Genomic DNA, 26,657 nt, shown 5'->3' on the forward strand with positions numbered 1-26,657 from the left:
CATACAGAAAAACGGTCACCGTGTCGTGGTGCGCCTACACCCGCGGCGGCAGGCACACTGCGCTATGCAGCCGATCACCGACCCGGGAGGCGCCCGATGGCCACCCCGCCCGCTGACCTCGTCGCCGAGCTGCGCGCCGCGCTGACCGGCCCGGCACGCTTCGACCCCGGCACCCGAGCGCTCTACGCGACCGACGCCTCCAACTACCGCCAGGTGCCGACCGGGGTGGTCTTCCCGCGCGACGAGGACGACGTGATCGCCGCCGTGGCCATCGCGCGCAGCCACGGTGTGCCGATCACCACGCGCGGGGCGGGCACCAGCATCGCGGGCAACGCCATCGGCACCGGGCTGGTCCTCGACCTCTCCCGGTACCTCGACCGGATCGTCGAGATCGACGCCGACCGCAGGCTGGCCCGCGTGCAGCCGGGCGTGGTGCTGGACTCGCTGCAATCCGCGGTGGCCGGGCACGGGCTGACCTTCGGCCCCGATCCCTCCACGCACAGCCGCTGCACGCTCGGCGGGATGATCGGCAACAACGCCTGCGGGACGCACTCGGTCGCCTGGGGCAAGACCGTCGACAACGTGCACGCCCTGGACGTGCTGCTCTCCGACGGGACCCGGCTCGAAGTCGGCGCGACCTCGCCGGAGCGGCTCGACGAGCAGTGCGCGCGCGAAGACCGCGTCGGCCGCCTGCACCGGGACCTGCGGGCCTTGCGGGACGAGGTCGCCGACACCGTCCGCAGCTCGTTCCCCGACCTGAGGCGCCGGGTGTCGGGGTACAACCTCGACCAGCTGCTGCCGGAGAACGGCTTCCACCTGGCCCGCGCCCTGGTCGGCACCGAGGGCGGCTGCGCGATCGTGCTGGGCGCGACCGTGCAGCTGGTGTCCGCGCCGGCGGTGCGGGCTCTGACCGTGCTCGGGTTCTCCGACACCTACGCCGCGGCCGACGAGGTCCCCCGGCTGCGCGGGCTGGGTGCGCTGGCCATCGAAGGGCTCAGCTCGGAGCTGGTCGACGTGGTGCGGCAGCGCAACCCCGCCTCGCCCGCGCTGCCGCTGCTGCCCGGCGGGCGCAGCTGGCTGCTGGTGGAGAGCGGCGGAGCGGATCTCGGCGAGGCCGAAGCCGCGGCCGGCGACATCGTCCGCGCGATGGGCGAGCGCGCGGAGAGCGTCGTGCACACCGATCCGGCGCGGATGGCGGCGCTGTGGAAGATCCGCGAGGAGGGTTCCGGGTACTCGACCAGGATGGCCGGTTCGGAGCGCTCGTCGGGCTGGGAGGACGCCGCCGTCCCGCCCGAGCGGCTGGGTTCCTACCTGCGGGAGTTCGACGCGCTGCTGGCGCGGTTCGGCCGCCGCGGCGTGACCTACGGCCACTACGGCGACGGCTGCATCCACGTCCGCATCGACTTCGACCTGCTGTCCGCTCCCGGAACGGCGCAGTACCGCTCCTTCCTGGAAGCCGCCGCCGACCTCGTCGTGGCGCACGGCGGCTCGGTCTCCGGCGAGCACGGCGACGGCCAAGCCCGCTCCGCGCTGCTGACCAGGATGTACCCGCCGGAGGTGATCAGGGCGTTCGAGCGGTTCAAAGCCGCCTTCGACCCGGCCGGGCTGCTCAACCCCGGGCAGATCGTGCACCCGCGGCCGGTCGACGCCGATGTGCGCCCGCTGGTGGCCCCGGCCCGGATCCCGACGCGCACCGCGCTGGCGCTGCACGCCGACTCCGGCGACCTCGCCGCCGCGACCCGCCGCTGCGTCGGCATGGGCAAGTGCCTCAACACCACAGGCGGGGTGATGTGCCCGAGCTACCGGGCGACCCGCGACGAGAAGCACTCCACCCGCGGCCGCGCCCACCTGCTGTTCGAGATGCTGGCCGGCCGCGTCATCACAGGCGGCTGGCGCTCGCCGGAGGTCCGCGAAGCGCTCGACCTGTGCCTGTCCTGCAAGGGCTGCAAGTCCGACTGCCCGGTCGACGTCGACATGGCCACCTACAAGGCCGAGTTCCTGCACCAGCACTACCGGCGCAGGCCGCGCCCGGCCGCGCACTACTCGATGGGCTTCCTCCCGCTGTGGCTCAGGCTCGGCCGGCACGCCCCGCAGCTGGTCAACCGGGTGCTCTCCGGACCGCTGGCGCCGCTGCTCAAACGGCTCGGCGGGATCGACGCGCGCCGGGAAGTGCCGGAACTGGCCGCGCGAACACTACAGGCGTGGTGGTCGGAACGGCGGGACGGCACCACCCCACGCGTGGTGGTCTTCCCGGACACCTTCACCAACCACTTCGACCCGCACATCGGGCGCGACGCGGTCACCGCGCTCGAAGCCCTCGGCCACACCGTCGAGATCCCCCGCGAGCCGGTCTGCTGCGGACTGACGTGGCACTCCACCGGCCAGCTCGGCACCGCCCGCCGCGCGGTCCGCCGCACCGCCCGCACGCTGCGCCCGCTGCTGGAGCGCGGGCTGCCGGTGATCGGCCTGGAACCCAGCTGCACCGCGTTCCTGCGCAACGACGCGCTGGAACTCGCCCCCGGTGACCTCGACGTGGCCGCCCTGGCCGCGGCGACCCGCACCTTCGCCGAATGGGTCGAACCGACCCGCGACCGGTGGCAGCTCCCGGAGCAGGACCGGGAAGCGCTGGTGCAGGTCCACTGCCACCAGCACGCCGACCTCGGGTTCACCGCCGACCAGGCCACCTTGGAGGCCACCGGGACGCGCGCGCACGTGCTCGACGCGGGATGCTGCGGACTGGCCGGCAACTTCGGCTTCGAACGCGGTCATCACGACGTCTCGATCGCCTGCGCCGAACAGGGCCTGCTCCCGGCCGTCCGCGCCGCCGCGCCGGGAACCGAGGTCGTCGCCGACGGGTTCAGCTGCCGCACCCAGCTGCGCCAGACGGTCGGTGTCGAACCCGTCCACCTGGCCACCCTCGTCGCCCGCGCCCTCGACCGGCCCCAGCGGTGACAGAACCGGCAGCCACCCGGGAATGCCGCAGCGGGCCCGCGGTGTTGTCCCGGTAACCACCGTCTGAAGGGAATCCACATGGCAACGGTCGAGCTCACCAAGGACAACTTCGACGAGGTCGTCCAGGACAACGGCTTCGTGATCATCGACTTCTGGGCGTCCTGGTGCGGCCCCTGCCGGCAGTTCGCCCCGGTCTTCGACCGCGCCTCGGACAAGCACGAGGACATCACCTTCGCCAAGGTCGACACCGAGGCCCAGCCGGAACTGGCCGGCGCGTTCAACGTCCAGTCCATCCCGACGCTGGCCGTGATCCGCGACAACGTGCTGGTCTTCCAGCAGCCGGGCGCGCTGCCCGAGAACGTCTTCGACGACCTCATCGGCCAGGCCCGCGACCTGGACATGGAAGAGGTCAAGCAGAACGCCACCAGCTGACCCGGCTTCCCACGCAACTTCCATTGAAATCTGATCTCCAATTTCAATGGAAGTTGCGCACAGTCGGCGTGTTGGGTGCCGACACTCCGACGGATGCGGCCGGGGACCGCAAATTCAATGGAAATCGCGGGCGTTCAGAAGCCCGGATCGACCGATTCGCCGACGGCGGTGTGCACCACACCGGGCAGGCTCCTGATCTGCCCGACCAGCTCCCTCACCGGTGTCTTCCCGCGCAACCGCAGCGCGACCACCGCGGTGCGCTGCTGCTCGTCGTCGGTGTCTTCCCGCTCGACCTCCAGGTCCATCACCGTCCAGCCGCTGCTGGTGCACAGGGTCAGCACGCTGCGCAGCACCCCGTAGCCGTCGAGGTAGCCGATCCGCAGCACCTGCGGCTCGCGCAGCGACCTGCGCAGCAGGTGCAACAGCCACGGGTAGCCGATCACCACCAGGAAGTGCACAGCCGTGGTCGCCGCCGCCAGCACCACCAGCCCGCTGCCGCAGGCCATCCCCACCGCGGCCACCACCCACACCGTCGCCGCCGTGGTCAGCCCGCGCACCGCGTCGCGGCGCACGAAGATCAGCCCGCCGCCGATGAACCCGATGCCGGAGACGATCTGCGCGGCCACCCGCGACGGGTCCAGCGACACGCGGTCGAAGACCAGCAGATCGCCGAAGCCGTACTTGGACACCAGCATGAACAGCGCCGCACCGACCCCCACCAGGGCGTGCGTGCGCATCCCGGCGCTCTTGGCCCGGATCTCCCGCTCCAGCCCGATCAGGCTCGAGAACAACAGCGCGGTCCCCAGCTCGATCAGCAGCGGGATCTCACCGAGGCCGGCCACCACGGCGTCCGACGACACCCCTGGAACGTAGCACCGCGCGTGTCAGGTCACGATCGCCGCGGCCGCCGGGCCAGGTAAACCACCGCGGGCGGCAGGTTGCGCCACACCGTGCGGCTGATCACCGTCTCCTCGAACTCCGCGCGCAGGTCCGCCAGCTGACGGCGGGCCGGTGGCGCCCACCGCGTCCAGGTGTAGGCGAACTGCGTGAACGCTCCGCCCGGCGCCAGCGAATCGGCGACCAGCCGGATCAGCGGCACCCCGTCGACCGGCGCGTGCGCCACCCAGGGCAGCCCGCTCACCACGACGTCGGCTCGCAACTCCCGCTCGCGCAGCAGCGCCGGGAGCTCCCGGGCGTTCGCGCACACCGACTCCACACCCGGGAACCGCTCCCCCAGCTGCGCCGCCCACCGCGAGTTGAGCTCCAGGGCCAGGTGGTGCCCGCGCCCGCCGAGCCTGCGCTGGATCACCTCGGTGAACGCACCGGTTCCCGGCCCGAGCTCGACCACGACCGGGTCACCGCGGTGCGGGATGGGCGCCACCATCTGCTCGGCCAGCGCCCGCGAGCTGGGCCCGACCGCGGCGGTCGTGGTCGGCGACTTGACGAACTCCCACAGAAAACCCGCTGCCGTTCCCACCTGCGCCACTCCGATCGCCGCCCGGCCCCCGTGCCCGGCCGAGCATCGCGGAGCCGGTCGGCGTCCGGGATTCCGCTAGGTGACCACCCGCGCAACTCGGCGCCAACACTTGCTCACGGCAGCCTGCGACCGGTGAACATGGAGACCCCGGCGGCGATGATCGCGGTGAGCGTGCCCAGCACCAGCCACGGCTTGCTGGCGTCGGTGTGCTTGGTCTCGTAGCCGATCTGCTCGCCCAGCGTGGCGTAGACCTCGCGGAGCTGCTCGGCGCTGGCCGCCTTGTGGAACTCGCCGCCGGAGAGCTTCGCGATCTCCTGCATCGCCTCGTCGTCGACCTCGACCAACTCCTGCTGGCCCTGGATCTCGATGCTGCCGTGCCTGGTGCCGAAGGAGATCGTGGAGATCGGGACGCCGATCTTCCGCGCCTCCCGCGCCTTCGTGTAAGCACCGCGCGGGGCGTCCATGTCGCGCGGGATCGTCTGACCGCCGTCGGCCATCAGCACGATCCGCGCGGGCGGGGCCCCGGCCGGGCCGCCGACCATCTTGCCGAAGGAGTCGATGGCCTGCATCGAGGCGTTGATCCCGTCACCGGTGGCGGTGGCCTCGGCCAGCTTGAGGCTGTCGATGGCCTGCTTGACGCCCGCCCGGTCGGTCGTGGGCATCACCAGCACGGTCGCGGTGCCCGCGAAGGACACCAGCCCGAGGTTGATGCCCGGCGTCAGCTTGTCGGCGAACTCCTTGGCCGCGACCTTCGCCGCCTCCAGCCTGCTGGGCTCGACGTCGGTGGCCTTCATCGACAGCGACACGTCGATGGTCAGCATCACCGTGGCCCGGTTGCGCGGGATGCGCTGCTCCGCGGTGGGGCCCATCAGCGCCACCGTGAGCATGATCAGCGCCACCGCGAGCATGGCGGGCGGCACGTGCTTCCACCAGCCCTGCCGCCGGGCGGCGACCTGGTCGAGCACCTCCAGGTTGCTGAACCGCACCGTGTCCCGGCGGCGGCGCCGCATCGCCCACAGGTAACCGGCGACCAGCGCCGCGACCACGAACAGCAGCAGGAACCACCACGGAGCGGTGAATCCCGACAAACTCAACATCAAGAAGCTCCTCCGGACCAACCGCGCTTGCGGGCCACCACGAACCGCACGACGTCGGCGATCCAGTCCGAATCCGTCCGTAACACCAGGTGCGCGCAACCGGCGCGGCGCAGGACCGCCGCCACCTCCTCGCGGTGCGCCGCGGCGGCCGCGGCGAACTCCTTGCGCAGCACCGGGGTGGTGTGCACCTCCCGCTGCTTGCCGGTCTCCGGGTCCGACAGCAGCACCGTTCCCACGTCGGGCAACTCCACATCGCGCGGGTCCAGCACCTCCACGGCCAGCAGCGAGTGCCGGGAGCCCAGGCCGCGCAGCGCGCGCTGCCAGTCCGTCGGGCCGAGGAAGTCCGAGACCACGACCGCCAGCCCGCGCCGACGCGGCGGGCGGCGCAGCGACTCCAGCAGCCGGGTGAGGTCGCCGCGCGTGCCTTCTTCAGCTCGCGGTGTTCCGGCCGCCTTCCGCAGCAGCGCTCGCGCGTGCGCCGCGCCACCGCGCGCGGGCAGCCGCACCGGGCCGGTGCCGTTGTCCAGCACGGCACCGATCCGGTTGCCGCCGCCGCTGGTCAGGAACACCACCGCGGCCAGCGCCGCGACGGCCAGCTCGCGCTTGTCGCAGGCCGCCGAACCGAAGTCCAGGCTGGGCGAGAGGTCCATCGCGACCCAGGTCTCCAGCTCCCGGTCGGCGACCGTCTGCCGGATGTGCGGTTCGGCGGTGCGGGCGGTGACCGCCCAGTCCATCCGCCGCACGTCGTCGCCGGGCTGGTAGACCCGCGCCTCCCCCGGCTCGGTGCCCGGCCCGGGCACCAGTCCGAGGTGGTTGCCCTGCAGCAGGCCGTCCAGCCGGCCGCGCACGCTCAGCTCCAGCGACTTCAGCGCCGCCTCCATCCGCCCGGTGTCCAGCGATGGAGGCGCCCAGCTGGGGCGGTCCCCACTCGTCGGTTGAGCGGCTGCCGGCACGCCCTGGCTCCTCACTGGTGCGGGTTGGGCGCGTGCTGCGGCTGGCCGTAACCGGGCCCGCCGACCGGGGCGGGCGCGGGCGGGCCGGCCTGCGGACGGGCCGAGACCTGCGGCAGCGGCACGGTCTGCAGCACCCGGTTGACGATGTGCTCCACCGGGATGCCGTCGGCCAGCGCGTCGTAGGAGAGCACCAGCCGGTGCCGCAGCACGTCCGGCACCACGTCCACCACGTCCTGCGGAAGCACGTAGTCGCGCCCGCGCACCAGCGCCAGGGCCCGCGCGGCGGCGATGATGCCCAGGCTGGCGCGCGGCGAGGCGCCGTAGGACACCCAGCTCGCGATGTCGGAGAGCCCGTGCTCGTTGGGCAGCCGGGTGGCCACCACCAGGCGCACCACGTAGTCGACCAGCGCGTGGTGCACGAACACCGAGGCGGCCACCTTCTGCAGCCGGATCAGCTCGTCCGGGTTGAGCACCGCGTTCGGCTCCGGGGCCGCCACGCCCATCCGGTAGATGATCTCCCGCTCCTCCTCCGCGGTCGGGTACTCGACCGGGAGCTTGAACAGGAAGCGGTCGCGCTGCGCCTCCGGCAGCGGGTAGACACCCTCGTTCTCGATCGGGTTCTGGGTGGCCAGCACCAGGAACGGGGAGGGCATCGGGTAGCTCTGGCCGCCGATGGAGACGTGCCGCTCGGCCATCACCTCCAGCAGCGCCGACTGGACCTTCGCCGGAGCGCGGTTGATCTCGTCGGCCAGCACGAAGTTGGCCAGCACCGGGCCGAGCTCGACGTCGAAGCGCTCGCTGCCCTGCCGGTAGATGCGGGTGCCGAGGATGTCCGCGGGCACGAGGTCGGGGGTGAACTGCAGGCGCGAGAAGCTGCCTCCGACGACCCGCGCGAAGGTCTCGACCGCGAGCGTCTTGGCCACACCGGGAACACCTTCCAGCAGGATGTGGCCCTTGGCCAGCAATCCCGTCAGCACCCGCTCCACGAGCCGGTCCTGCCCGACGATCACGCGCTTGACCTCGAACACGGTGCGTTCGAGCAGCTGCGCATCGCGCGCCGGAGTGCTCACCTGGTCCGCCGGACGCGCCGCCGCGGCTCCGGCGCCCCCGCTCTCACCGTTGCCGGCCTCGGTCACTTCTCCCAGCCTCCTGTCGTCGGTCCGGCCGTTCCCGGCCGATCAAGATCCTGGCACGTCCCCGCCGCGCGACCGCGCGGGGGCACTGCGCCGACCCCACCCAACCCCACAGCCGGTATGACCCCGGTAAAGCGGGTTGATTTCGATTGACACTGAACTCATCGATCACGCTGACCAGATGGCGCGCCCGGGATGCGCGGTGAGCGCTCCTCATTCGCTCGTGGGGTCAGCCCTGCGGAGATCCTCCGGCGTGTCCACATCGGAGGCTTCGGCCTCGATCGCCGGGACGGTCAGCGGAGCCAGCGGGGCCAGGACCGCGCGGAGCGGGCGGTTCCTGACATCGGCGGGCATCGCCTCGCGCAGTGCACCGGCGCGCCACACCCCCACCAGCCATTGCAAGCGTTCGCCGGAATCGCTGAGCACTGCTCCGGCAGCTTCCGGGGCTGCGCGCAGCGCGTCGAGCAGTCTGGTGATCGTGGCCGGTGTCAGGTGCGGGTGATCCCCGGCGAGGACCGCGACGACGCGCGCTTCCAGCGGGAGCCGAGCCAATCCGGCCTGGAGCCCGGCCAGCGGGCCGCCGCCCGGTGGATCCTCCGCCGTCCAGCGCACCGGCCGGGCCGTGGTGCGCCGCGGGCCGACCACGACCAGCGGGTCGGCGGCCGCGACCGCGTCCAGCGTGCGATCGAGCAGGGTCCGGCCTGCTATCGGCAGCAGGAGCTTGTCCACCCCGCCCAGCCGACGCGCTCGGCCACCTGCCAGCACCACCGCCGCGAATTCCGCCACACCGCAATGCTTCCAGCCGCCGGAAGCCCTCCACCATCCGGCCCGCGCGCACTGTCGTTGCTGGTACGTTTCGCGCCGTGGAGTGCTACGCGGCTACCCGCACTCGCGGCTGAGGAACACCCGGATCGCCGTTGTCCGCCCGGACAGCGGCGCTGCTCGTGCTCTCAGCGAAAGGCATTTCCACCATGGACATCCGTCCACTCGATCCCGCGGATCTCCCCGCTCTGCTCGACCTGGCCGTGACCGTCTTCGGGCCGTTCTTCGAGGACTCGTACCGCCCGCACGTCGGCGAGACCGTCTTCGCCAACCGCCACGGCGACTGGCGGGAGGACTACCGGCGGCACCTCGCCCGCCTGCACGCCCCGGAAAGCGGCAAGTTCGCCGCCGTCGCCCGGGCGGACGGGCAGATCGCCGGGTTCACCGGCTGGATCCTCCAGACTGCCGAACAGCACGGTGAGATCGACATCCTGGCCGTCTCCCCGGCGCACCGGCGGCTCGGCATCGGCGCTACGCTCGCCGAACACGCCATGGCACACATGCGCGCCGCGGGTGCGGAGGTGATCTCGATCAGCACCGGCGGAGACGATTTCCACGCTCCGGCTCGTGCGCTGTACGAATCGCTCGGCTTCACGCCGTTCCCGAACGTCAGCTACACGAAGGCGGTGTGAAGCACCGGAGGGCAGGCCGCGCGGCCTGCCCTCCGGGCTCCGGTCAGAGCATGCGGACCGCGTACGGGGCGATGCCGCCGTAGCGGACCGACGTCACGCGGACCCGGGAACCCGAGTACGGCGCTTCCACCATCTTGCCGTTGCCCAGGTACAGGGCGACGTGGTGGATCCGGCCGCGGGTCTGCCAGAACAGCATGTCGCCGCGGCGCATCTGCGACAGCGGCACCCGGCGCCCGGACTGGTACTGGTAGCCGCTGTAGTGGTCGAGCGAGATGCCCGCGCCGGCGAACGCGTAGATCATCAGCCCGGAGCAGTCGAAACCGGTCTTGGCGTAGTCGCCGTAGGAGTCGGCCACTCCCCCGTCGCGGATGCCGCGCGTCGGCCCGCGCGAGTTGCCGCCGCCCCAGGCGTACTGCACGCCGAGCTGGGACAGCGCCCGGCTGATCACCACCTCGACCGACCGGCCGCTGGCCGGGGCCGCCGGCCGCGCCGGGACGTGGGAGCCCGTCGACTGGGTGGCGGCCTGCGCCGCAGCCGCCTCCTCGCGCTCCTTGTCGGCCAGCCAGCCCTGGTACTGACCGCGCTGCTGCTCCAGGCCGGACACGTGCGAGCGGGCCTCGGCCAGCTGCGCCTCGACCCCGGACTTGTCGGTCTCCAGCTGCCGGGCCTGGTCGGCCTGGGTGTTCTGGGCGGTGACCGCCGCCCGCTCGGCCGCCTCCGCCGCGCGGCGGGCTTCGTCGGCCTCTTGGCGCTTGGCCTCGGCCTCCTCCAGCGCGGCCCGGGCCAGCGAGTCCTTGTTGACCTTTTCCACGCGGGCGCGTTCGAGATCGTCCTGCACGTCGAGCTCGGACTTGCTGATCACGTCCAGGAACAGCGCCCGGTCGAGCACGTCCTGCGGCGTCCGGGAACCGACGAACGCGGTCGCCGAGCCCACCTGGCTGCCCTGCCGGTAGCTGCCCGCCACGAACCGGTCCACGCGCTGGCGCTGCTGTTCGATGTGCTGGGCGGCCACGCCTGCCTCGACGGCGGCCGATTCCGCGGCGCGGCGGGCGTCGTCGTAGGCGTTCTCCGCCCGGCCCAGGTCGACCCTCGCCTTGTTCGCGTCCTCCATCTTGACCTCGACCTGCGCCTGCAGGTCGAGCAGCCGGGATTCCGCCTCGGCCAGCCGGTTCGCCAGTTCCCCGACCTGCCCGGCCACCTGCTGCGACCGCGCGCGGCCGGCCTGGAGCTCGGCGTCGCTGGGGTTCGGCGGCGGTGGCGGCACCGCCGCCCCGACGCCCGGTGTCGCCACCCCGAGGGCGACGAGCAGCGCGATGGCGGCGGTTCTACGCACGTTTCGACTTCCTGGCACGACCGTCACCTCCGGCTGGTACGCCCATTCAGCTGTCATTCATTGGGCTGAATGGGCCACACGACGGCCTCAAACTTTGCCACTTTCGCCCCTAATGCACCACTGGGACCGTTCACGACATGCGCAACATCAGCCACACGGGTAACAAACGCTCCCAGCCATTGGGATGATGACGCTCAGTGATCGACAGGGGCTCAGGACCAGGTGCTCGGGTCGCCCCAGGTGTGCAGCGGGCGGGTCGGTTCGACCAGCGGGGCGCCGACCAGTCCGGGCAGCACCTCGTCCAGCGGGTCGCGGACGACCGCCGCGGCCAGCTCGTCGTAGGGCGTCGGCTCGGCGTTGCAGATGATCAGCTGGGCACCGGCCTTGACGGCGAGCTCGACGAGACCGGCCGCCGGGTGGACGGTAAGCGAGGTGCCTGCGGCGAGGAACAGGTCGCAGTCCAGCGCGGCGCGCTGCGCGGCCCGGATCACGTCGGGATCCAGCGACTGGCCGAAGGAGACGGTGGCGGACTTGAGGATGCCGCCGCAGGACCGGCAGGGCGGATCCGGCTCCCCGGCGGCCACCCGCTCCAGCGTCGCGGCCATCGGGCCGACCGCACCGCAGTCCAGGCACACCACCTGGAAGATCGTGCCGTGCAGCTCCAGCACCTTGTCCGGGTCCAGGCCGGCGCGCTGGTGCAGCTCGTCGATGTTCTGGGTCAGCAGCGCGCGGAGCCGCCCGGAGCGGTCCAGGTCGACGAACGCGCGGTGCGCGGCGCTGGGCTCGGCGTGCCAGGCCGGGTGCTCGGCGCGGTTGCGCCACGCCTGCTCGCGCACCTGCGGGTCGGCGACGTAGCTGTCGATGTCGGTGAGGCGCTGGGCCGCGGGGTTCTTGGTCCACACCCCGTTGGGGCCGCGGAAATCGGGAATGCCCGCTGAGGTCGACACCCCGGCCCCGGTCAGGGCGGTGACCCGGCGCGCTCCGCCGAACAGCTCACGCGCCCGCTGCCAATCGCCCGTGCCTCGTCGCATCACGCCTACACGGTGCCACGAAAGCCCGGGACGGGATGCCACCGCCCGCCGTCTCCCCGATCACACCTCGGTTTGCATCCCGGTAACGCCGGGCGCACCCGGGTGAAACACCGGCTTCCTAACTTCGGGTCAACCGACGGGAGGAGCCGAATGACCGCGAGAGCACCGGCGCGCGGGAGCCGCTGGATCGAGGGCTGGAACCCCGAGGACGAGGAGTTCTGGGAGACCACCGGAAGAGCTGTGGCCCGGCGCAACCTGATCTTCTCGATCATCTCGGAGCACATCGGGTTCTCCGTCTGGAGCATCTGGTCGGTGCTGGTGCTGTTCATGTCGCCGGAGATCGGCCTGCCGTTCACCGCCGCCGAGAAGTTCCTGCTGGTGGTCACGCCGAACCTGGTGGGCGCGGTGCTGCGGCTGCCCTACGCCGCGGCGGTGACCCGCTTCGGCGGCCGCAACTGGACAATCTTCAGCTCCGCGGTGCTGCTGGTGCCCGCCGCGCTGGCCTGCTACTTCGTGCAGCAGCCGGGCACGCCGCTGTGGATCTTCCTGCTCATCGGCGCGACGGCCGGGGTCGGCGGCGGGAACTTCGCCTCGTCGATGACCAACATCACGACGTTCTTCCCGCAGCGGCACCAGGGCTGGGCGCTGGGGCTCAACGCGGGCGGCGGCAACCTCGGGGTGGCGGCGGTGCAGGTCGTCGGCCTGCTGGTGATCGCCGTGGCGGGCAGCACCAGCCCGGCCTACGTCGCGGCGGTCTACCTGCCGCTGATCGTGCTGGCCGCCCTGTGCGCGGCGCTGTTCATGGACAACGTGGACTCGGTGCGGGCCCGGCCCGGCGCGCTCCGGGAGGCCGCCGCGAACCGGCACACCTGGTGGATCTCGCTGCTCTACATCGGCACCTTCGGCTCGTTCATCGGCTACAGCTTCGCCTTCGGCCTGGTGCTGCAGACCGAGTTCGGCTTCACCCCGCTGCAGGCGGCCGGCTGGACCTTCCTCGGCCCGCTGCTGGGTTCGGTCGCCCGCCCGGCAGGCGGGTGGCTCTCGGACCGGCTCGGCGGCGCCCGGGTGACGGCGTGGACGTTCGGCGGCCTGACCGCCGGCACCGCGGCGCTGCTGCTCGCTTCGGCGCAGGGTTCGTTCGCGGGCTACGTGGCGGCGTTCATCGCGCTGTTCGTGCTGACCGGTGTCGGCAACGGGTCGACCTACAAGATGATCCCCGCGATCTTCGCCCGGGGAGCCGAGGACGAGGTCACCGACGGCGGAGAAGCGATCGCGGCCTTCGCCCGCGCCCGCCGGTTGTCCGGCGCGGTCATCGGCATCGCCGGTGCGATCGGCGCGCTCGGCGGCGTGGGCATCAACCTGGCGTTCCGCGCTTCCTACGGCGGCGAGGCCGCCAGCGGCGACTCGGCGCTGCTGGTGTTCCTCGGCTACTACCTGCTCTGCGTGCTCGTGACCTGGGCGATCTACCTGCGGGATTCGCGCGCGGAGGCACCCGCCGCGCGGCCGGAGGCGGAGGTCACCCGTGCCTGAGCTGCGGACGGTCGCCACGCACTGCCCCTACTGCGCGCTGCAGTGCGGCACCCAGCTGACCCGCGAGCGGCGCGGGGTTTCGGTCCGGCCCACCGATTTCCCGGTCAACCGGGGAGGTCTGTGCCAGAAGGGGTGGACCGCTCCGGCGCTCCTCGACGTGGCGGACCGGTTGCAGCACCCGCTGGTGCGCCGGGACGGCGTGCTCACCCCGGTGGACTGGGACACCGCGCTGGGCGTCGTCGCCGACGGTGTGCGGCGCCTCCGCGACGAGCACGGGCCGGACGCCGTCGGGGTGTTCGGCGGCGGTGGGCTGACCAACGAGAAGGCCTACCTGCTCGGCAAGTTCGCCCGGCTGGCGCTGGGCACCAGCCAGATCGACTACAACGGCCGGTTCTGCATGTCCTCGGCCGCGGCGGCGGGCAATGCCGCGTTCGGGGTGGACCGCGGGCTGCCGTTCCCGGTCACCGACCTCGGCGGCGCGGACGTGGTCCTGCTGGCCGGGGCCAACCCGGCCGAGACGATGCCGCCGCTGATGCAGCACCTGCGCTCCGCCCAGCTGATCGTGATCGACCCGCGCCGCACGGCCACCGCCGAGCGCGCCGCGCTGCACCTGCAACCCGCGCCCGGCACCGATCTGGCGCTGGTGCTGGGACTGCTGCACGTCGCGGTGGTCGACGGCTGGACCGATGAGGACTACATCGCGGCCCGCACGACCGGGTTCGAAGCGACCCGGCAGCGGGCGATGACCTGGTGGCCGGAACGCGTCGAGCGGGTGACCGGGGTTCCGGTGTCCGCGCAGCGCCAGGCGGTGCGGATGCTCGCCGAGGCCGGGAGCGGTTACGTGCTCACCGGGCGCGGCGCGGAGCAGCACAGCAAGGGCACCGACACCGTCGCCGGGTTCATCGACCTCGCGCTCGCGCTCGGCCTGCCGGGCCGGATCGGGAGCGGCTACGGCTGCCTGACCGGGCAGGGCAACGGGCAGGGCGGGCGCGAGCACGGCCAGAAGGCCGACCAGCTGCCCGGCTACCGGATGATCGACGATCCGCGGGCGCGCGAGCACGTGGCCGGGGTCTGGGGCGTGCCGCCCGAGGTGCTGCCGGGCCCGGGTCGCAGCGCCTACGAGCTGCTGGACGCGCTGGGCACCGCGAACGGGCCGCGCGCGCTGCTGGTCTTCGGCTCCAACCCGGTGGTTTCGGCTCCCAACGCCGCGCACATCGGCGATCGTCTCTCCACATTGGACCTGCTGGTGGTGGCCGACTTCGTGCCGTCGGAGACCGCGCGAATAGCCGACGTGGTGCTGCCGGTCACGCAGTGGGCCGAGGAGGAGGGCACCATGACCAACCTGGAGGGCCGGGTCCTGCGGCGCCGCCGGTTGCAGGTGCCGCCCGGGCATGCGCGCAGCGACCTGGAAGTCCTGCACGGCCTGGCCGTGCGGCTGGGCGAGCCGGGCCACCGCTACCCCACCGGCCCGCGCGAGGTCTTCGACGAGCTGCGCCGCGCTTCGGCCGGTGGCAAGGCCGACTACTCCGGGATCAGCTACGAGCGGCTCGACGCCGGCGAAGCGCTGCACTGGCCGTGCCCGGACACCGAGCACCCCGGCACGCCGCGGCTGTTCCTGGACTCCTTCGCCCATTCCGACGGGCTGGCCCGCTTCGCCGCCGTCGAGCACCGCGATCCGGCCGAGGGCCCGCAGGAGGCGTTCCCGCTGACCGCCACCACCGGCCGGGTGCTCGCGCAGTACCAGTCCGGAGCGCAGACCCGGCGGGTCGCCGAGCTCAACGAGGCCGCTCCCGAGGCGTTCGTGGAGATCCACCCGGACACCGCCCACCGCGCCGGACTCGCCGACGGCGTGCTGGCGCGGGTGATCTCCCCGCGCGGCAGCGCGCTCGCGCGGGTGCGGGTGGTCGCCACCATGCGCACCGACACCGTGTTCCTGCCGTTCCACTTCCCCGGGACGGGCCGCGCGAACCTGCTCACCGGCGACGCGCTCGACCCGCGCAGCCGGATGCCGGAGTTCAAGGTCAGCTCGGTGCGCATCGAGCCGGAGGTGATCGCCGGGTGAGCCGGATCGTCGTCATCGGCAACGGCCCGGCCGCGCACCGGCTGGTCGAGCGGCTGCGGGCCTTGGGCCGCACCGGGCCGATCGCGGTGCTGGGCGAGGAACCGCATCCCGCCTACAACCGGGTGCTGCTGGGCTCGGTGCTGGCCGGGGAGCTGCCCGCCGAGGCGGTGCGACTGCCCGATGTGGACGCCGAGGTCCGGTTGGGCGTGACCGCCACCGGGATCGACCGCGACCGCCGGATCGTGCGCACCGGTACCGGCGAGGAGATCGGCTACGACGTCCTGGTGCTGGCGACCGGTTCCCGGCCGCGGCTGCCCGAGATCACCGGGCTCGTACCGCTGCGCACGTTGGCAGACTGCGAACGCATCGAAGGCGCGACCGGTCCGCTGGCCGTGCTGGGCGGCGGGGTGCTCGGTGTCGAAGCGGCGCGGGCGCTGGTGGCGCGAGGTCACGAGGTGACCTTGGTGCACTCGCAGCCGCACCTGATGGAGCGCCAGCTGGATCCGGTCGGTGGCAGGCTGCTGGCCCACCGGCTCGGCGAGCTCGGGATCGGCATCCGGTCCGGGAACGCGGTCGCCCACCGGTCGGGACGGTTGATCCTGGACAGCGGCGAGGAGGTCCCGGCCCGGCTGGCGATCGCCTGCACCGGTGTGGTGCCGGAGACGACGCTGGCCGTGCGGGCCGGGCTGGCGGTGCGTCGCGGGGTCGTGGTGGACGACCAGCTGCGCACCAGCGATCCGCGCATCCACGCCATCGGCGACTGCGCCGAGCACGACGGCAGCACCCCGGGACTGATCGCCTCGGCGTGGGAGCAGGCCGACGTGCTCGCCGACGTGCTCTGCGGCGGGAACGCGGGATATCCCGGCACCCGCGCGGTCACCAGGCTCAAGGCGCGCGGTGTCGAGCTGGTCTCGATCGGCGTCCTCGACAGCGCGGACGCCGAGGTCGTCACGCTCTCCGACCCGGCGCGGGGCCGCTACGCCAAGTTGGCGCTGCGGGACGAGCGGATCGCCGGCGCGGTGCTGCTCGGCTTCCCGGCGGCCATCGCCTCGGTCACGCAGCTGCACGACCGGGATCTGCCGGTGCCCGCCGACCGCCTCGCGCTGCTGCTGGGCACTCCCGCCGCCGTCCCCGGCGAGCTGCCCGTGGAAGCGGTGATCTGCCGCTGCAACAACGTCACCAGGAAGTCGCTGACCGCCGCCTGGCAGGGCGGCGCCCGCTCGGTGGCCGAGCTGGCCAGGGCGACGCGGGCGACCACGGGCTGCGGTGGCTGCGCCGACGACGTCGCGAGCCTCTGCGCAGCCCTGGCCGAACGCACCGAACACCAGAAAGAGGGCGTCGCATGACACGTCTGACAGTCCCGCGTCAACCGAAGTCCTGCGAAACCGCACCTCAGGGGACCGTGATGCAACCCAGCCACGAGAAACCACGGATCGCAAGATTGATTCCGGACGCAACCACCACTGAAAAACGCGGAGAGGCAGGACAGCGCACGCTCATCGTCGTCGGACACGGGATGGTCGGGCATCGGCTCGTCGAGGAGCTGCGGGCGCGCGACTCGGCGGGCAGCTGGCGGATCGTCGTGCTCGGCGAGGAACCGCGGCCGGCCTACGACCGGGTCGCGCTGTCGTCGTACCTGGACGGCAAGAGCGCGGCGGATCTGAGCCTGACCGGTCCGGAGGTGCTGGCCGATCCGCTGGTCGAGCTGCGGCTGGGCACCGCGGTGACCGGTGTCGACCGGACCGCCCGCACGGTGTCCACATCGGACGGATCGGTGCTGGGTTACGACGCGCTGGTGCTGGCCACCGGTTCGCGGCCGTTCGTGCCGCCGGTGCCCGGCCACGACCTCGACGGCTGCTTCGTCTACCGCACCATCGAGGATCTCGACGCCATCCGCGCCGCCGCCGTCGAGGGCGCGCCGGGCGTGGTCATCGGTGGCGGCCTGCTCGGGCTGGAAGCGGCCAACGCGCTGCGGTTGCTGGGGATGCGCCCGCACGTCGTGGAGATGGCGCCGCGGCTGATGCCGCTGCAGGTCGACGAGGGCGGCGGTCAGGTGCTCGGCCGCCTGGTCGGCGATCTCGGGCTGACCGTGCACTGCGGTGCGGCGACGAAGTCCATCGACGGCGACGGCCGGGTGCGCGGCGTGACGCTGGCCGACGGCACGCTGATCGGCACCGAGCTCGTGGTGTTCTCCGCCGGAGTCCGGCCGCGCGACGAGCTGGCCGGGATCGCCGGACTGGAGCGCGCCGAGCGCGGCGGGATCCTGGTGGACGAGTTCTGCCGCACCGCGGACGAGAACGTCTGGGCCATCGGCGAGTGCGCCGCGGTGCAGGGCCGCTGCTACGGGCTGGTCGCGCCCGGCTACAGCATGGCCGAAGGAGTCGCCGAGCAGCTGATGGGGCTGGGCGGCGGTGCTTTCCCCGGCGCCGACCTGTCCACCAAGCTCAAGCTGCTCGGCGTGGACGTGGCGAGCTTCGGCGACGCGCACGGCGAGACCGAAGGCGCGCTGGAGGTCGTCTACGCCAACAACGCGGCGGGCACCTACGCCAAGCTGGTGCTCAGCGACGACGCACGGGTGCTGCTCGGCGGGGTCCTCGTCGGTGACGCCGGTGCGTACTCGGTGCTGCGGCCGCTGGTGGGCCGCGAGCTGCCCGCGCCGCCCGAGCAGCTGCTGCTGCCCGCCGGGTCCGGTGTGGACGCCGGTGCGCTGCCCGCCGACGCCACGGTGTGCTCCTGCAACAACGTCACCAAGCAGGACATCACCGCGGCCATCGCCGAGCACGGGCTCACCGACGTGCCGGGGATCAAGGCCTGCACTAAAGCGGGCAGCAGCTGCGGTTCGTGCGTGCCGATGCTCAAGAACCTGCTCGGCGAGTGCGGGGTGGCCACCTCCAAGGCGCTGTGCGAGCACTTCCCGCAGTCGCGCAGCGAGCTGTTCGAGATCGTCCGGGCCACCGGGACGAGCTCCTTCTCCGAGCTGATCGGCAAGCACGGCAGCGGGCGCGGCTGCGACATCTGCAAGCCGGCCGTGGCCTCCGTGCTGGCCAGCCTCGGCCACGGGCACATCCTCGACGGCGAGCAGGCCGCGCTGCAGGACACCAACGACCGGTTCCTGGCCAACCTGCAGCGCAACGGCACCTACTCGGTGGTGCCCAGGGTGCCCGGCGGGGAGATCACCCCGGACAAGCTGATCGTGCTGGGCGAGGTGGCGCGGGACTTCGGCCTCTACACCAAGATCACCGGCGGGCAGCGCATCGACCTGTTCGGCGCGCGGGTGGAGCAGCTGCCGCTGATCTGGCGGCGGCTGGTCGACGCCGGGTTCGAGTCCGGGCACGCCTACGGCAAGGCGCTGCGCACCGTGAAGTCCTGCGTCGGCGACGACTGGTGCCGCTACGGCGTGCAGGACTCGGTGAGCATGGCCATCCGGCTGGAGCTGCGCTACCGCGGACTGCGGGCGCCGCACAAGATCAAGGCCGGAGTCTCCGGGTGCGCCCGCGAGTGCGCCGAGGCGCGCGGCAAGGACTTCGGCGTGATCGCCACCGACAAGGGCTGGAACCTCTACGTCGGCGGCAACGGCGGGTTCGCACCCCGGCACGCCGAACTGCTGGCCGCCGACCTCGACGACGAGCGGCTGATCCGGCTGATCGACCGGTTCCTGATGTTCTACGTGCGCACCGCCGACCGGCTGCAGCGCACCTCGGCCTGGGTGGAGTCGCTGGACGGCGGTCTGGAGCACCTGCGCGAGGTCGTCGTCGAGGACTCGCTGGGCATCGCCGAGGAGCTGGAGGCGGCCATGCGCCGCCACGTCGAGGACTACTCCGACGAGTGGGCCGGAGTGCTGGCCGATCCGGCCAAGCTGGCCCGCTTCGTCTCCTTCGTCAACGCCCCCGAGGCGCCGGACCCGACCATCCGCTTCGTGCGGGAGCGCGGTCAGATCCGGCCCGGGCCGGTGGTGCTGCCGATGCCCGCCGTCGCAACCCAGGAGGTGTCCAGGTGAACTGGCAACGGATCTGCGAACTCGACCTGCTGCCGCCCGAGTGCGGGGTCCCCGCGCTGGTCCACGACCGGGCGGTGGCGGTGTTCCGCACGCGCGACGACGAGCTGTTCGCGGTCGGCAACGTCGACCCGTTCTGCGGAGCCGGAGTGATCAGCCGCGGCATCGTCGGCGACCGCGGCGGTGAGCCCACCGTCGCCTCACCGATGCTCAAGCAGGTCTTCTCGCTTCGCACCGGGCTGTGCCTGGACGATCCGGCGGCGCGGCTGCCGGTCTACCCGGTCCGGCGCCGGGCCGACGTCGTGGAGGTCGCGCTGCCGTGAACCTGCTGCTGGTGGCCCACGGCACCCGCGATCCGGCCGGTCCCCGGGTGGTCGAGCGGCTGGCCGCCGCAGCGGCCGAACGGCTGGGCGTGCCGGTGCGGGTGGGCTACGTCGACGTCATCGGGCCGACCGCGGCCGAAGCGCTGGAGAGCCTCGACGGCCCGGTGGTCGTGGTGCCCGCGTTCCTGGCCGCCGGGTACCACGTGCGCACCGACCTGCCCGGGCAGATCGCCGCCTGCGGGCGGCCGGACGTCGTGCTCGCACCGGCGCTGGGCCCGGCCCCGAAGCTCGTCGAGGCGATGCGGACGCGGTTGGACGCGGCCGGGTGGCGGCCCGGCAAGCGGATCGTGCTCTCCGCCGCCGGGTCCTCCGACGCGAGGGCGCTGGCCGACGTGCGCGTGGCTGCGCGGCTGCTGGGCCGCCGCTGCGGGCAGTGGCCGGTCCCGAGCTTCGTCACCACGGCCGCCCCGGCCACCGCCGAGGTCTGCGGCCCTGCCGACTTCATCGCGCCGTACCTGCTGGCCCCGGGCCTGTTCCACCGGCGGCTGGCGGAGCTGCCGGTGGCCGGCCTGGCCGAGCCGATCGGCGACCACCCGGCCGTGGTGCGGCTGGTCGCGCGCCGCTACCGGCAGGCCCGCCGCGTGGTGCCCGCTGCCTGAAAACCCGGTCGGCGGGGTACACCGATTGCTACGGCATCACGTTCGGTCGAGGGGGTTGTCCAGATGTCCAGCACGACGAGTTCCAGTACCGCGCACCGCACCACCCGTCGGCAACCCGCGAGCAAGAGCCGCCACGAGGCTCCGGCGATCCCCGTGCCCTACGTGACGGCTGAGCTGCACACCGCCAAGATCCCGCTGCCCGGTGGCGAGAACGTCGCCTCCGCCGTCGACACCGTGCGCCATCAGCTGCCCTCCCGCGACCAGCTGCTGTTCTACGGCGGGCTGACCGCGGCGGCGGCGTTCAGCGTCATCGAGTGGCCGGTCGCGGCGGCGATCGGCATCGGCAATGCGCTCATGCAGCGCAGCGTGCACAAGGAGACGGGCAAGAGCAGCGCCCACAAGGAGGCGGGCAAGAGCTGAGCGCGAGATGCCACTGAGCCGGCTGCTCGCCAAAGCAGCCGAGGTCGCCTCACCGGTGCTGCAGGCGGCCCGCACCACGACGTCCACGCCCGCCGGTCGCCGGGTGTGGGCCGGTCGGCGCCGCAGCCACCTGGAGGTCCGCGGCCTGCACGAACCCGGCTCCGAGGCCACGGCCCGCGAGGTCGAGGGCCGGATCGCGGCGGTCGACGGCGTGCGCCGCGCCGAGATCAACGGCGTGCTCGGGCGCGTTGTCGTCGAGCACGAACCGGGCGTGGACATCGCAGCGCTGTCCAGCCTGATCTCCGACGTCGAGGGCGAGCACGGCCTGGACGACGCGGAGATGTCCCCGCGCACCACCGCCCACCCGGCCAACGCCGAGCCGGTGCTCCGCGAATCGGCCGCGCTGGTCATCAGCCTGGCCGGGCTCGGCTACGCCACCGCGGCCGCGCTGCTGCCGGTGCGCGTGCTGCCACCGCTGCTGCCCGCCGTGGTGTCGCTGGTCGATACCGTGCCGTGGATGCGCCGGGAGCTGGAGCGCAAGCTCGGCCGCGCGTCGGCGGACAACCTGCTCGCGCTCGGTGGCGCCGTCTCGCACGGGTTGTCCCGGAGTCCGCTCGGCGTGTTCACGCACTTGTGCGTCCGGTTCTGCGCCTCGCGCGAGATGCTCGCCCGGCAGCAGGCCTGGGCCGAGTGGGAGCGGAGTTCGGTGCACCGCTGCGATCCGGTCGCCGTCGAGCCGCGCCCGCAGCCGGTTCCGGACGGCCTCGTCGAGCGGGCCGCTGGTGTCTCCGGCACGGCAGCGCTGGCCGGCTACGGCACCGTGCTCGCCGCCTCGCGCAATCCGCATCGCGCGCTGGCCATGCTGGTGGCCGGGGTGCCGCGGCCCGCCAAAGCCGGGCGCGATGCCTTCGCCGCGCAGCTCACCACCGCGATCTCGGCACGCGGCGGGCTCGTCCTGGATCCCGATGCGCTGCGCAGGCTCGACCGCGTCGACACCGTCGTGTTCGACGCTCCGGTGCTGCTGACCGGCCGCCGCGCGGTGGACTCCGTGGTGCCAGTGGATCCGGAGGCCGATGCCGCGGAGCTGTTCGTCCGGGCCAGCCAGCTCGTCGATCCGCAGGACCCGACGGCGGAGAAGGTTCTCGGTGACTGGTCGGCCGGGCCGCAGTCGGGCGGTGCGGTGCTGCGGCACCGCGGCGAGGTCGTCGCGCGGGTCGACGTCGTCGACGAGCTCGATCCGCTGGCCGAAGCGCTCGTGGAAGCGGCCCGCGCGAACGGTGCTGCGGTGGTCGCAGGCGACCGGCTGGACGGCAGGCTCCCGCTGGAGCGGGTCGTGCCCGGCGGGGACCGGCTGGCGCGCTCGGTGCGGCGCCTGCAGGCCGAGGGCGCGGTGGTCGCCGTGGTCTCCGCCCGCGCCGACGCCGCCTTGACAGCGGCGGACATCGGCATCGGACTGTCCACACCGGACCAGACGCCGTGGGGCGCCGATGTGCTGTGCCCGCGGGCCGATGTCGTCCACATGTTGTTGTCCGCGACCGAGAACGCCCGCGCGGCCAGCCGAAACGCGGCGCTGCTGTCGGTCGTCGGTTCCTGCTCGGGAGCGCTGTTCGCCGCGTTCGGCCCAGCTCGCGGCGCTCCGGCGCGCGCTTCGATGCCAGCGCAAGCGACCACCCTGACGGCGCTGTTCACCGGAACCTGGGCGGGAATCCGCGCGGCCGACCGCGCTCCGCCGATCCCGCAGGAGCGCACGCCGTGGCACGCCATGCCCCCGGACGCGGCACTGTCCACACTGGCCAGTTCGGAGCAGGGCCTGAGCGGGGCCATCGCCGCTTCCCGGCACCAGCACCGCGATCGCGGCCGGGCCCGGCCTGGCATCGCCCGGGCGACCGCGGCGGGCCTGATCACCCCGATCACGCCAGTGCTCGGCGCCGGGGCCGTCATCTCCGCCGGACTGGGCTCGGTGGTCGACGCGGCGCTGATCGTCGGCGTGCTGCTGGCCAGCGCGCTGGTGGACGGCGTCCAGCGGGTCGCCACCGACCGGGAGCTGACCCGGCTGCTCGACGCCGGGCAGGTGCCCGCGCGGCGCAGGCGCGAAGGCGCCGTCGAGGTGGTCCCGGCCGACCAGCTGGTGCCCGGCGACGTCGTCGAGCTGCGCGCCGGTGACGGGGTGCCCGCCGACTGCCGCCTGCTGTCCACCGACGGCCTGGAGGTCGACGAGTCCAGCATGACCGGCGAGTCCCAGCTGGTCGTCAAGGACATCGCGGCCACCACCGCGCCCGACGTCGCCGACCGCACCTGCATGGTCTACCAGGGCACGGCCGTGGCGAGCGGGACCGGCACAGCCGTGGTCGTCGCGGTCGGCACGCACACCGAGCTCGGGCGCACCGCGCGGACCAGCGCGCCGGAGACCGGCAACGGCGTCGAAGCCCGGCTGGGCGAGCTCACGAAGAAGCTGCTGCCGGTCTCCATCGGCGCGGGCGGTGTCCTGTTCGTCGCTGATCTGCTGCGCGGTGTGCCGCTCGGTCAGACCGTCGCGCGTTCCGTGGGACTGGCGGTGGCCGCCGTGCCCGAAGGCGTTCCGTTCGTCGCCACGCTCGCCGAGCTCGCCGCAGCCCGCCGCCTGGCCGGGCGCGGTGTGCTCGTGCGCAGCCCCGCCACGATCGAGGCGCTGGGCCGGGTCGATGCCCTGTGCTTCGACAAGACCGGCACCCTCACGCAGGGCAGGATCGCGCTCGGCCAGATCTCCGACGGCCGCACCGCTCAGCCCACCGCGCACCTCGACGAGTGGCACCGGGAGATCGTGGCCGCGGGCGTGCGGGCCACGCCCAGGCAGAGCGACGAGCACCCGCTCCCCCACCTGACCGACCGGGCCGTGCTCGACGGCGCCCGCGCCGCCGGTGTCGCGGCGGAGGAAACCGTGCTGGCGGAGCTGCCCTTCGAGCCGTCGCGGGGTTTCCACGCGGTGCGCGTCGACGGCCTGCTCTCGGTCAAGGGCGCCCCGGAAGTCGTGCTCGACCGGTGCGCCCGCCGGCGGACCGCGGAGGGCAGCGAGGCGTTCGACGCCGCAGCGCGGGCGGAAGTCGACCGCGAGATCGAGCGGCTGGCCGCGGACGGCTACCGGCTGCTGGCGGTGGCCGAGCGCGCCGCCACCGCCGCCACCGAGCTCACCGAGTCCGATGTGGACGAGCTGGAGTTCGTCGGCCTGCTGGGGCTGGCCGATCCGGTGCACCCGGCCGCCGCCGAGGCCGTCGCGCAGCTGAGCAGTGCAGGCGTGGACGTGATCATGATCACCGGCGATCACCCCAGCACCGCCGAGGCCATCGCCGCCGAGCTGGGCGTGCTCGGCGGCAAGCGGGTGCTCACCGGCGCGGAGCTGGACCGGCTCGACGACGAGCAGCTGACCGGCGAACTGCCCGGGATCGCGGTGTTCGCCCGGGTCAGCCCGGCGCAGAAGGCCCGCATCGTGAGCCGGCTGCGGGCCGGCGGCCGGGTGGTGGCGATGACCGGCGACGGCGCCAACGACGTCCCGGCGATCAACCTGGCGCAGGTGGGCATCGCGTTCGGCTCCCGGGCCACCCCGGCCGCGCGCGAGGCAGCCGACCTGGTCGTCGCCGAGGACCGCATCGAGACGCTGACCGACGGCATCGTCGAAGGCCGCGGGATGTGGACGTCGGTGCGCGATGCGCTCTCGATCCTGCTGGGCGGCAACCTCGGCGAGATCGGCTACGCGCTGGGCACCGGGCTGCTCAGCCCCACGGCCGGGCTCAACGCCCGCCAGCTGCTGGTGGTCAACCTGCTCACCGACGTCCTGCCCGCCATCGCGATCGCGGTCCGGCCGCCACCGCACGCCACCCCGGAGAAGCTGCTGGCCGAAGGCCCCGAGGCCTCGCTCGGCTCGGCGCTGGCGCACGACGTCTACGTCCGCGCCGCGGCCACGGCCGGTGCGGCCGGGCTCGCGTGGCTGCTCGCCCGCCCGCTGTCCACCACCGCTCAAGCGCGCACCACCGGCCTGGTCGCGCTGGTCTCCGCGCAGCTCGCGCAGACCTTGGCGGTGCGGGGCCGCACGCCGCTGGTCCTCGCCGCGGGAGCGGGCTCGCTGGTGCTGCTCGTCGCCGTCGTGCAGCTGCCCGGCATCAGCCGGTTCTTCGGCAGCAGTCCCCTGCTCCCGCACCAGTGGGCCATCGCGGCCGGCACGTCGATCGCTGCGGCACTGGCGGTGCTGATGTGGCAGACGTGGCGGCGGAACGCCTCCTGACCTGCACTGTTCTCATCCGGTTAACCGCGCCGACACCTCCGGCTGCACCCCGGCTAACCCGGTCGGCGCACAGTCGGGCCGTACCGTCGCAGAACACCCGGAGAGCCCGATGCAGTTCCTGACCTCGATCCTGACCGCCGCCGCCGTCGCCCTGGTGGAGACCCTGGTGATCCACCTCGTCCGCAAGACCCTCCGCACGGCCTGAGCCCGGCCTGTCATCCGGGGATGAGCGAACCGGCCGGAACCGCGGCCCAGCTCGTCTCGGTCGCCGACGAGTGGGCGGCGGCGACCGCTGCCAACGACCTCGCGACGACCGATGTGCACGCCTGGCGGGACGGCCGCTGGCGCTGCGTGCACAGCCACATCACGCCGGTCGCGACCTGACCTACACCCCGGCCAGCTCCGAGGCCTGCGTCTTCGCCGGCGCGGAGCGCTGGGCGACGTAGGCACCGGCGAGGATCAGCGCGCCGCCGAGCAGCTGGACCGGCCCCAGCGCCTCGGACAGCAGCGCCCAGGCGAGCACGGTGGCCACCACCGGTTCCAGGAACGCGACCGCGCCCGCCACCTGCGGTGACAACCGGCGAACCGCGACGATGCCGGTCAGGTACGCCAGCACCGTGCTGAACACGACGATCCAGGCCACCGCCACCAGCGCCGGGAACTGCTGGCCTGCCAGCTGCACGTCGCCGAGCAGCAGCGCCCAGTCCATGTTCCACGGCTGCGCGATCAGGGTCACCACCACCGCGCCGAGCAGCAGCCCGAACCCGGCGAGGGCGAACGGATCGACCTCCGGCCCGCTGTCGGACAGCAGGAAGTAGGCGGCCTGGCAGCCCGCGGCGCCCAGCGCCAGCAGCAGGCCGACCGGGTCGAAGCTCAGCCCGGCCCACAGCTCCACCACGCAGGCCAGGCCGACCATCGCGATCGCCACCCCGATCGCCGCCGACCGGCTCACCGGGCTGCGCCGCACGAAGCGGATCCAGCCCAGCACCAGCACCGGCCCCAGGAACTCGATCAGCAGCGCCACCCCGACCGGCACGCTGGCGATCGAGGCGAAGTAGAAGACCTGCACCCCGGCGATGGCGAACAGCCCGTACCCGATGAGCAGCTTGGGCACCCGCCGCACGGCCGCGGCGTGCCGGAGGGCGAAGGGCAGCATCAGCAGCGCGCCACCGGCCAGCCGCAGCCACGCCACCTGCAGCGGGCTGAACCCGGCGGTGATCAGCGGTTTGGCGAACGGCCCCGAACCGCCGAAGCAGAACGCGGAGGCGATGGCGATCGCCACCCCGGCGGACTTGGCACTGCTGGACAGGTTGCGCACCCGCCCATGGAAGCACGCGCCCCCGACCACCCTGAACCCGATTCCGGTACCACCGTCCCAAAGCTTGGGAACCCCCGGAAAAACGGCCGTTTTGCACGGAGTGGTACATGTGATCGAGAGTTTGCCGACCCTTAGTTGAGGGCTCTTACAGGACAAGCGTACTGTTAATTGCGAAGAGAGCGGGTCCTCGCGCATGCTCGGCCGACGTGCGCGAGACTCGCAATCGTTCCCGAA

Annotated in this window: 21 protein-coding genes; 12 read left to right on the plus strand and 9 right to left on the minus strand. The window is 73.0% G+C overall.

Going from position 1 to position 26,657, the window contains the following annotated elements; translation table 11 throughout:
• The first annotated feature begins 96 nt into the window (after positions 1-96).
• Complete coding sequence (locus tag ATL45_RS33295; RefSeq protein WP_093145788.1) at positions 97-2,952, plus strand: FAD-binding and (Fe-S)-binding domain-containing protein; 2,856 nt, start codon at positions 97-99, stop codon at positions 2,950-2,952.
• A gap of 78 nt (positions 2,953-3,030) precedes the next feature.
• The gene (trxA, locus tag ATL45_RS33300) at positions 3,031-3,384 is read left to right on the plus strand and encodes a thioredoxin (RefSeq protein WP_093145787.1); all 354 of its coding nucleotides are present in this window, start codon (positions 3,031-3,033) and stop codon (positions 3,382-3,384) included.
• Positions 3,385-3,518: 134 nt separating this feature from the next.
• Here trxA and ATL45_RS33305 read toward each other — a convergent pair whose 3' ends face one another.
• From ATL45_RS33305 to mobA, 6 genes are all read right to left on the minus strand, one after another.
• Complete coding sequence (locus ATL45_RS33305; RefSeq protein ID WP_093145786.1) at positions 3,519-4,244, minus strand: MgtC/SapB family protein; 726 nt, start codon at positions 4,242-4,244, stop codon at positions 3,519-3,521.
• 29 nt (positions 4,245-4,273) lie between these two features.
• Positions 4,274-4,861, minus strand: coding sequence for a class I SAM-dependent methyltransferase (locus tag ATL45_RS33310; RefSeq protein ID WP_093145785.1), 588 nt, complete (start codon positions 4,859-4,861; stop codon positions 4,274-4,276).
• Positions 4,862-4,974: 113 nt separating this feature from the next.
• Entirely contained in the window at positions 4,975-5,955 is a 981-nt protein-coding gene (locus tag ATL45_RS33315; RefSeq protein WP_177241902.1) for a VWA domain-containing protein, read from the minus strand.
• 2 nt (positions 5,956-5,957) lie between these two features.
• Positions 5,958-6,839, minus strand: coding sequence for a DUF58 domain-containing protein (locus ATL45_RS33320; protein WP_246025895.1), 882 nt, complete (start codon positions 6,837-6,839; stop codon positions 5,958-5,960).
• An 83-nt stretch (positions 6,840-6,922) separates the two neighbouring features.
• Entirely contained in the window at positions 6,923-8,047 is a 1,125-nt protein-coding gene (locus ATL45_RS33325) for an AAA family ATPase (RefSeq protein ID WP_093145782.1), read from the minus strand.
• Between the two features lie 210 nt (positions 8,048-8,257).
• Positions 8,258-8,830, minus strand: a complete 573-nt coding sequence (gene mobA, locus ATL45_RS33330) for a molybdenum cofactor guanylyltransferase (RefSeq protein WP_093145781.1) — start codon at positions 8,828-8,830, stop codon at positions 8,258-8,260.
• A 185-nt stretch (positions 8,831-9,015) separates the two neighbouring features.
• On the opposite strand from mobA, the gene ATL45_RS33335 reads away from it, so the two are divergent.
• Positions 9,016-9,498, plus strand: a complete 483-nt coding sequence (locus tag ATL45_RS33335) for a GNAT family N-acetyltransferase (protein ID WP_093145780.1) — start codon at positions 9,016-9,018, stop codon at positions 9,496-9,498.
• Positions 9,499-9,541: 43 nt separating this feature from the next.
• On the opposite strand, the gene ATL45_RS33340 is transcribed toward ATL45_RS33335, so the two are convergent.
• Both ATL45_RS33340 and ATL45_RS33345 read right to left on the minus strand, forming a co-directional pair.
• A complete protein-coding gene (locus ATL45_RS33340; RefSeq protein ID WP_246025695.1) occupies positions 9,542-10,831 on the minus strand; it encodes an NlpC/P60 family protein in 1,290 nt (429 codons plus the stop codon).
• Positions 10,832-11,043: 212 nt separating this feature from the next.
• On the minus strand, positions 11,044-11,862 hold the full coding sequence (locus ATL45_RS33345; RefSeq protein WP_177241901.1) for an SIR2 family NAD-dependent protein deacylase: 819 nt from the start codon (positions 11,860-11,862) through the stop codon (positions 11,044-11,046).
• Between the two features lie 150 nt (positions 11,863-12,012).
• Here ATL45_RS33345 and ATL45_RS33350 point away from each other — a divergent pair, with 150 nt between their 5' ends.
• The 9 genes from ATL45_RS33350 (at position 12,013) to ATL45_RS39125 (ending at position 25,489) form a co-directional block, all read left to right on the plus strand.
• Positions 12,013-13,392 (plus strand): nitrate/nitrite transporter, encoded by a 1,380-nt coding sequence (locus ATL45_RS33350; RefSeq protein ID WP_093145778.1) that lies wholly within the window; start codon positions 12,013-12,015, stop codon positions 13,390-13,392.
• Position 13,393: 1 nt separating this feature from the next.
• Positions 13,394-15,454 carry a molybdopterin oxidoreductase family protein gene (locus ATL45_RS33355; protein ID WP_211841507.1) on the plus strand — a complete coding sequence of 687 codons (2,061 nt, stop codon included), beginning with the start codon at positions 13,394-13,396 and terminating at the stop codon, positions 15,452-15,454.
• Positions 15,451-16,800, plus strand: coding sequence for an FAD-dependent oxidoreductase (locus ATL45_RS33360; protein ID WP_093145776.1), 1,350 nt, complete (start codon positions 15,451-15,453; stop codon positions 16,798-16,800). Before ATL45_RS33355 ends, ATL45_RS33360 begins: the two co-directional genes overlap by 4 nt.
• 152 nt (positions 16,801-16,952) lie before the next feature.
• Positions 16,953-19,451 carry a nitrite reductase large subunit NirB gene (gene nirB / locus ATL45_RS33365; RefSeq protein ID WP_281276090.1) on the plus strand — a complete coding sequence of 833 codons (2,499 nt, stop codon included), beginning with the start codon at positions 16,953-16,955 and terminating at the stop codon, positions 19,449-19,451.
• Complete coding sequence (gene nirD / locus ATL45_RS33370; protein ID WP_093145774.1) at positions 19,448-19,771, plus strand: nitrite reductase small subunit NirD; 324 nt, start codon at positions 19,448-19,450, stop codon at positions 19,769-19,771. The genes nirB and nirD overlap by 4 nt, the downstream gene beginning before the upstream one ends.
• The gene (locus tag ATL45_RS33375; protein ID WP_093145773.1) at positions 19,768-20,430 is read left to right on the plus strand and encodes a sirohydrochlorin chelatase; all 663 of its coding nucleotides are present in this window, start codon (positions 19,768-19,770) and stop codon (positions 20,428-20,430) included. The genes nirD and ATL45_RS33375 overlap by 4 nt, the downstream gene beginning before the upstream one ends.
• Before the next feature lie 63 nt (positions 20,431-20,493).
• The gene (locus ATL45_RS33380) at positions 20,494-20,850 is read left to right on the plus strand and encodes a hypothetical protein (protein WP_170210415.1); all 357 of its coding nucleotides are present in this window, start codon (positions 20,494-20,496) and stop codon (positions 20,848-20,850) included.
• Positions 20,851-20,857: 7 nt separating this feature from the next.
• Positions 20,858-25,105, plus strand: coding sequence for a cation-translocating P-type ATPase (locus ATL45_RS33385; protein WP_093145772.1), 4,248 nt, complete (start codon positions 20,858-20,860; stop codon positions 25,103-25,105).
• Between the two features lie 225 nt (positions 25,106-25,330).
• Complete coding sequence (locus tag ATL45_RS39125; RefSeq protein ID WP_170210416.1) at positions 25,331-25,489, plus strand: hypothetical protein; 159 nt, start codon at positions 25,331-25,333, stop codon at positions 25,487-25,489.
• Between the two features lies 1 nt (position 25,490).
• Here ATL45_RS39125 and ATL45_RS33390 read toward each other — a convergent pair whose 3' ends face one another.
• Positions 25,491-26,423 (minus strand): EamA family transporter, encoded by a 933-nt coding sequence (locus tag ATL45_RS33390; RefSeq protein ID WP_093145771.1) that lies wholly within the window; start codon positions 26,421-26,423, stop codon positions 25,491-25,493.
• Positions 26,424-26,657: the final 234 nt, after the last annotated feature.

Source organism: Saccharopolyspora antimicrobica (genome assembly GCF_003635025.1).
Lineage (GTDB): Bacteria > Actinomycetota > Actinomycetes > Mycobacteriales > Pseudonocardiaceae > Saccharopolyspora > Saccharopolyspora antimicrobica.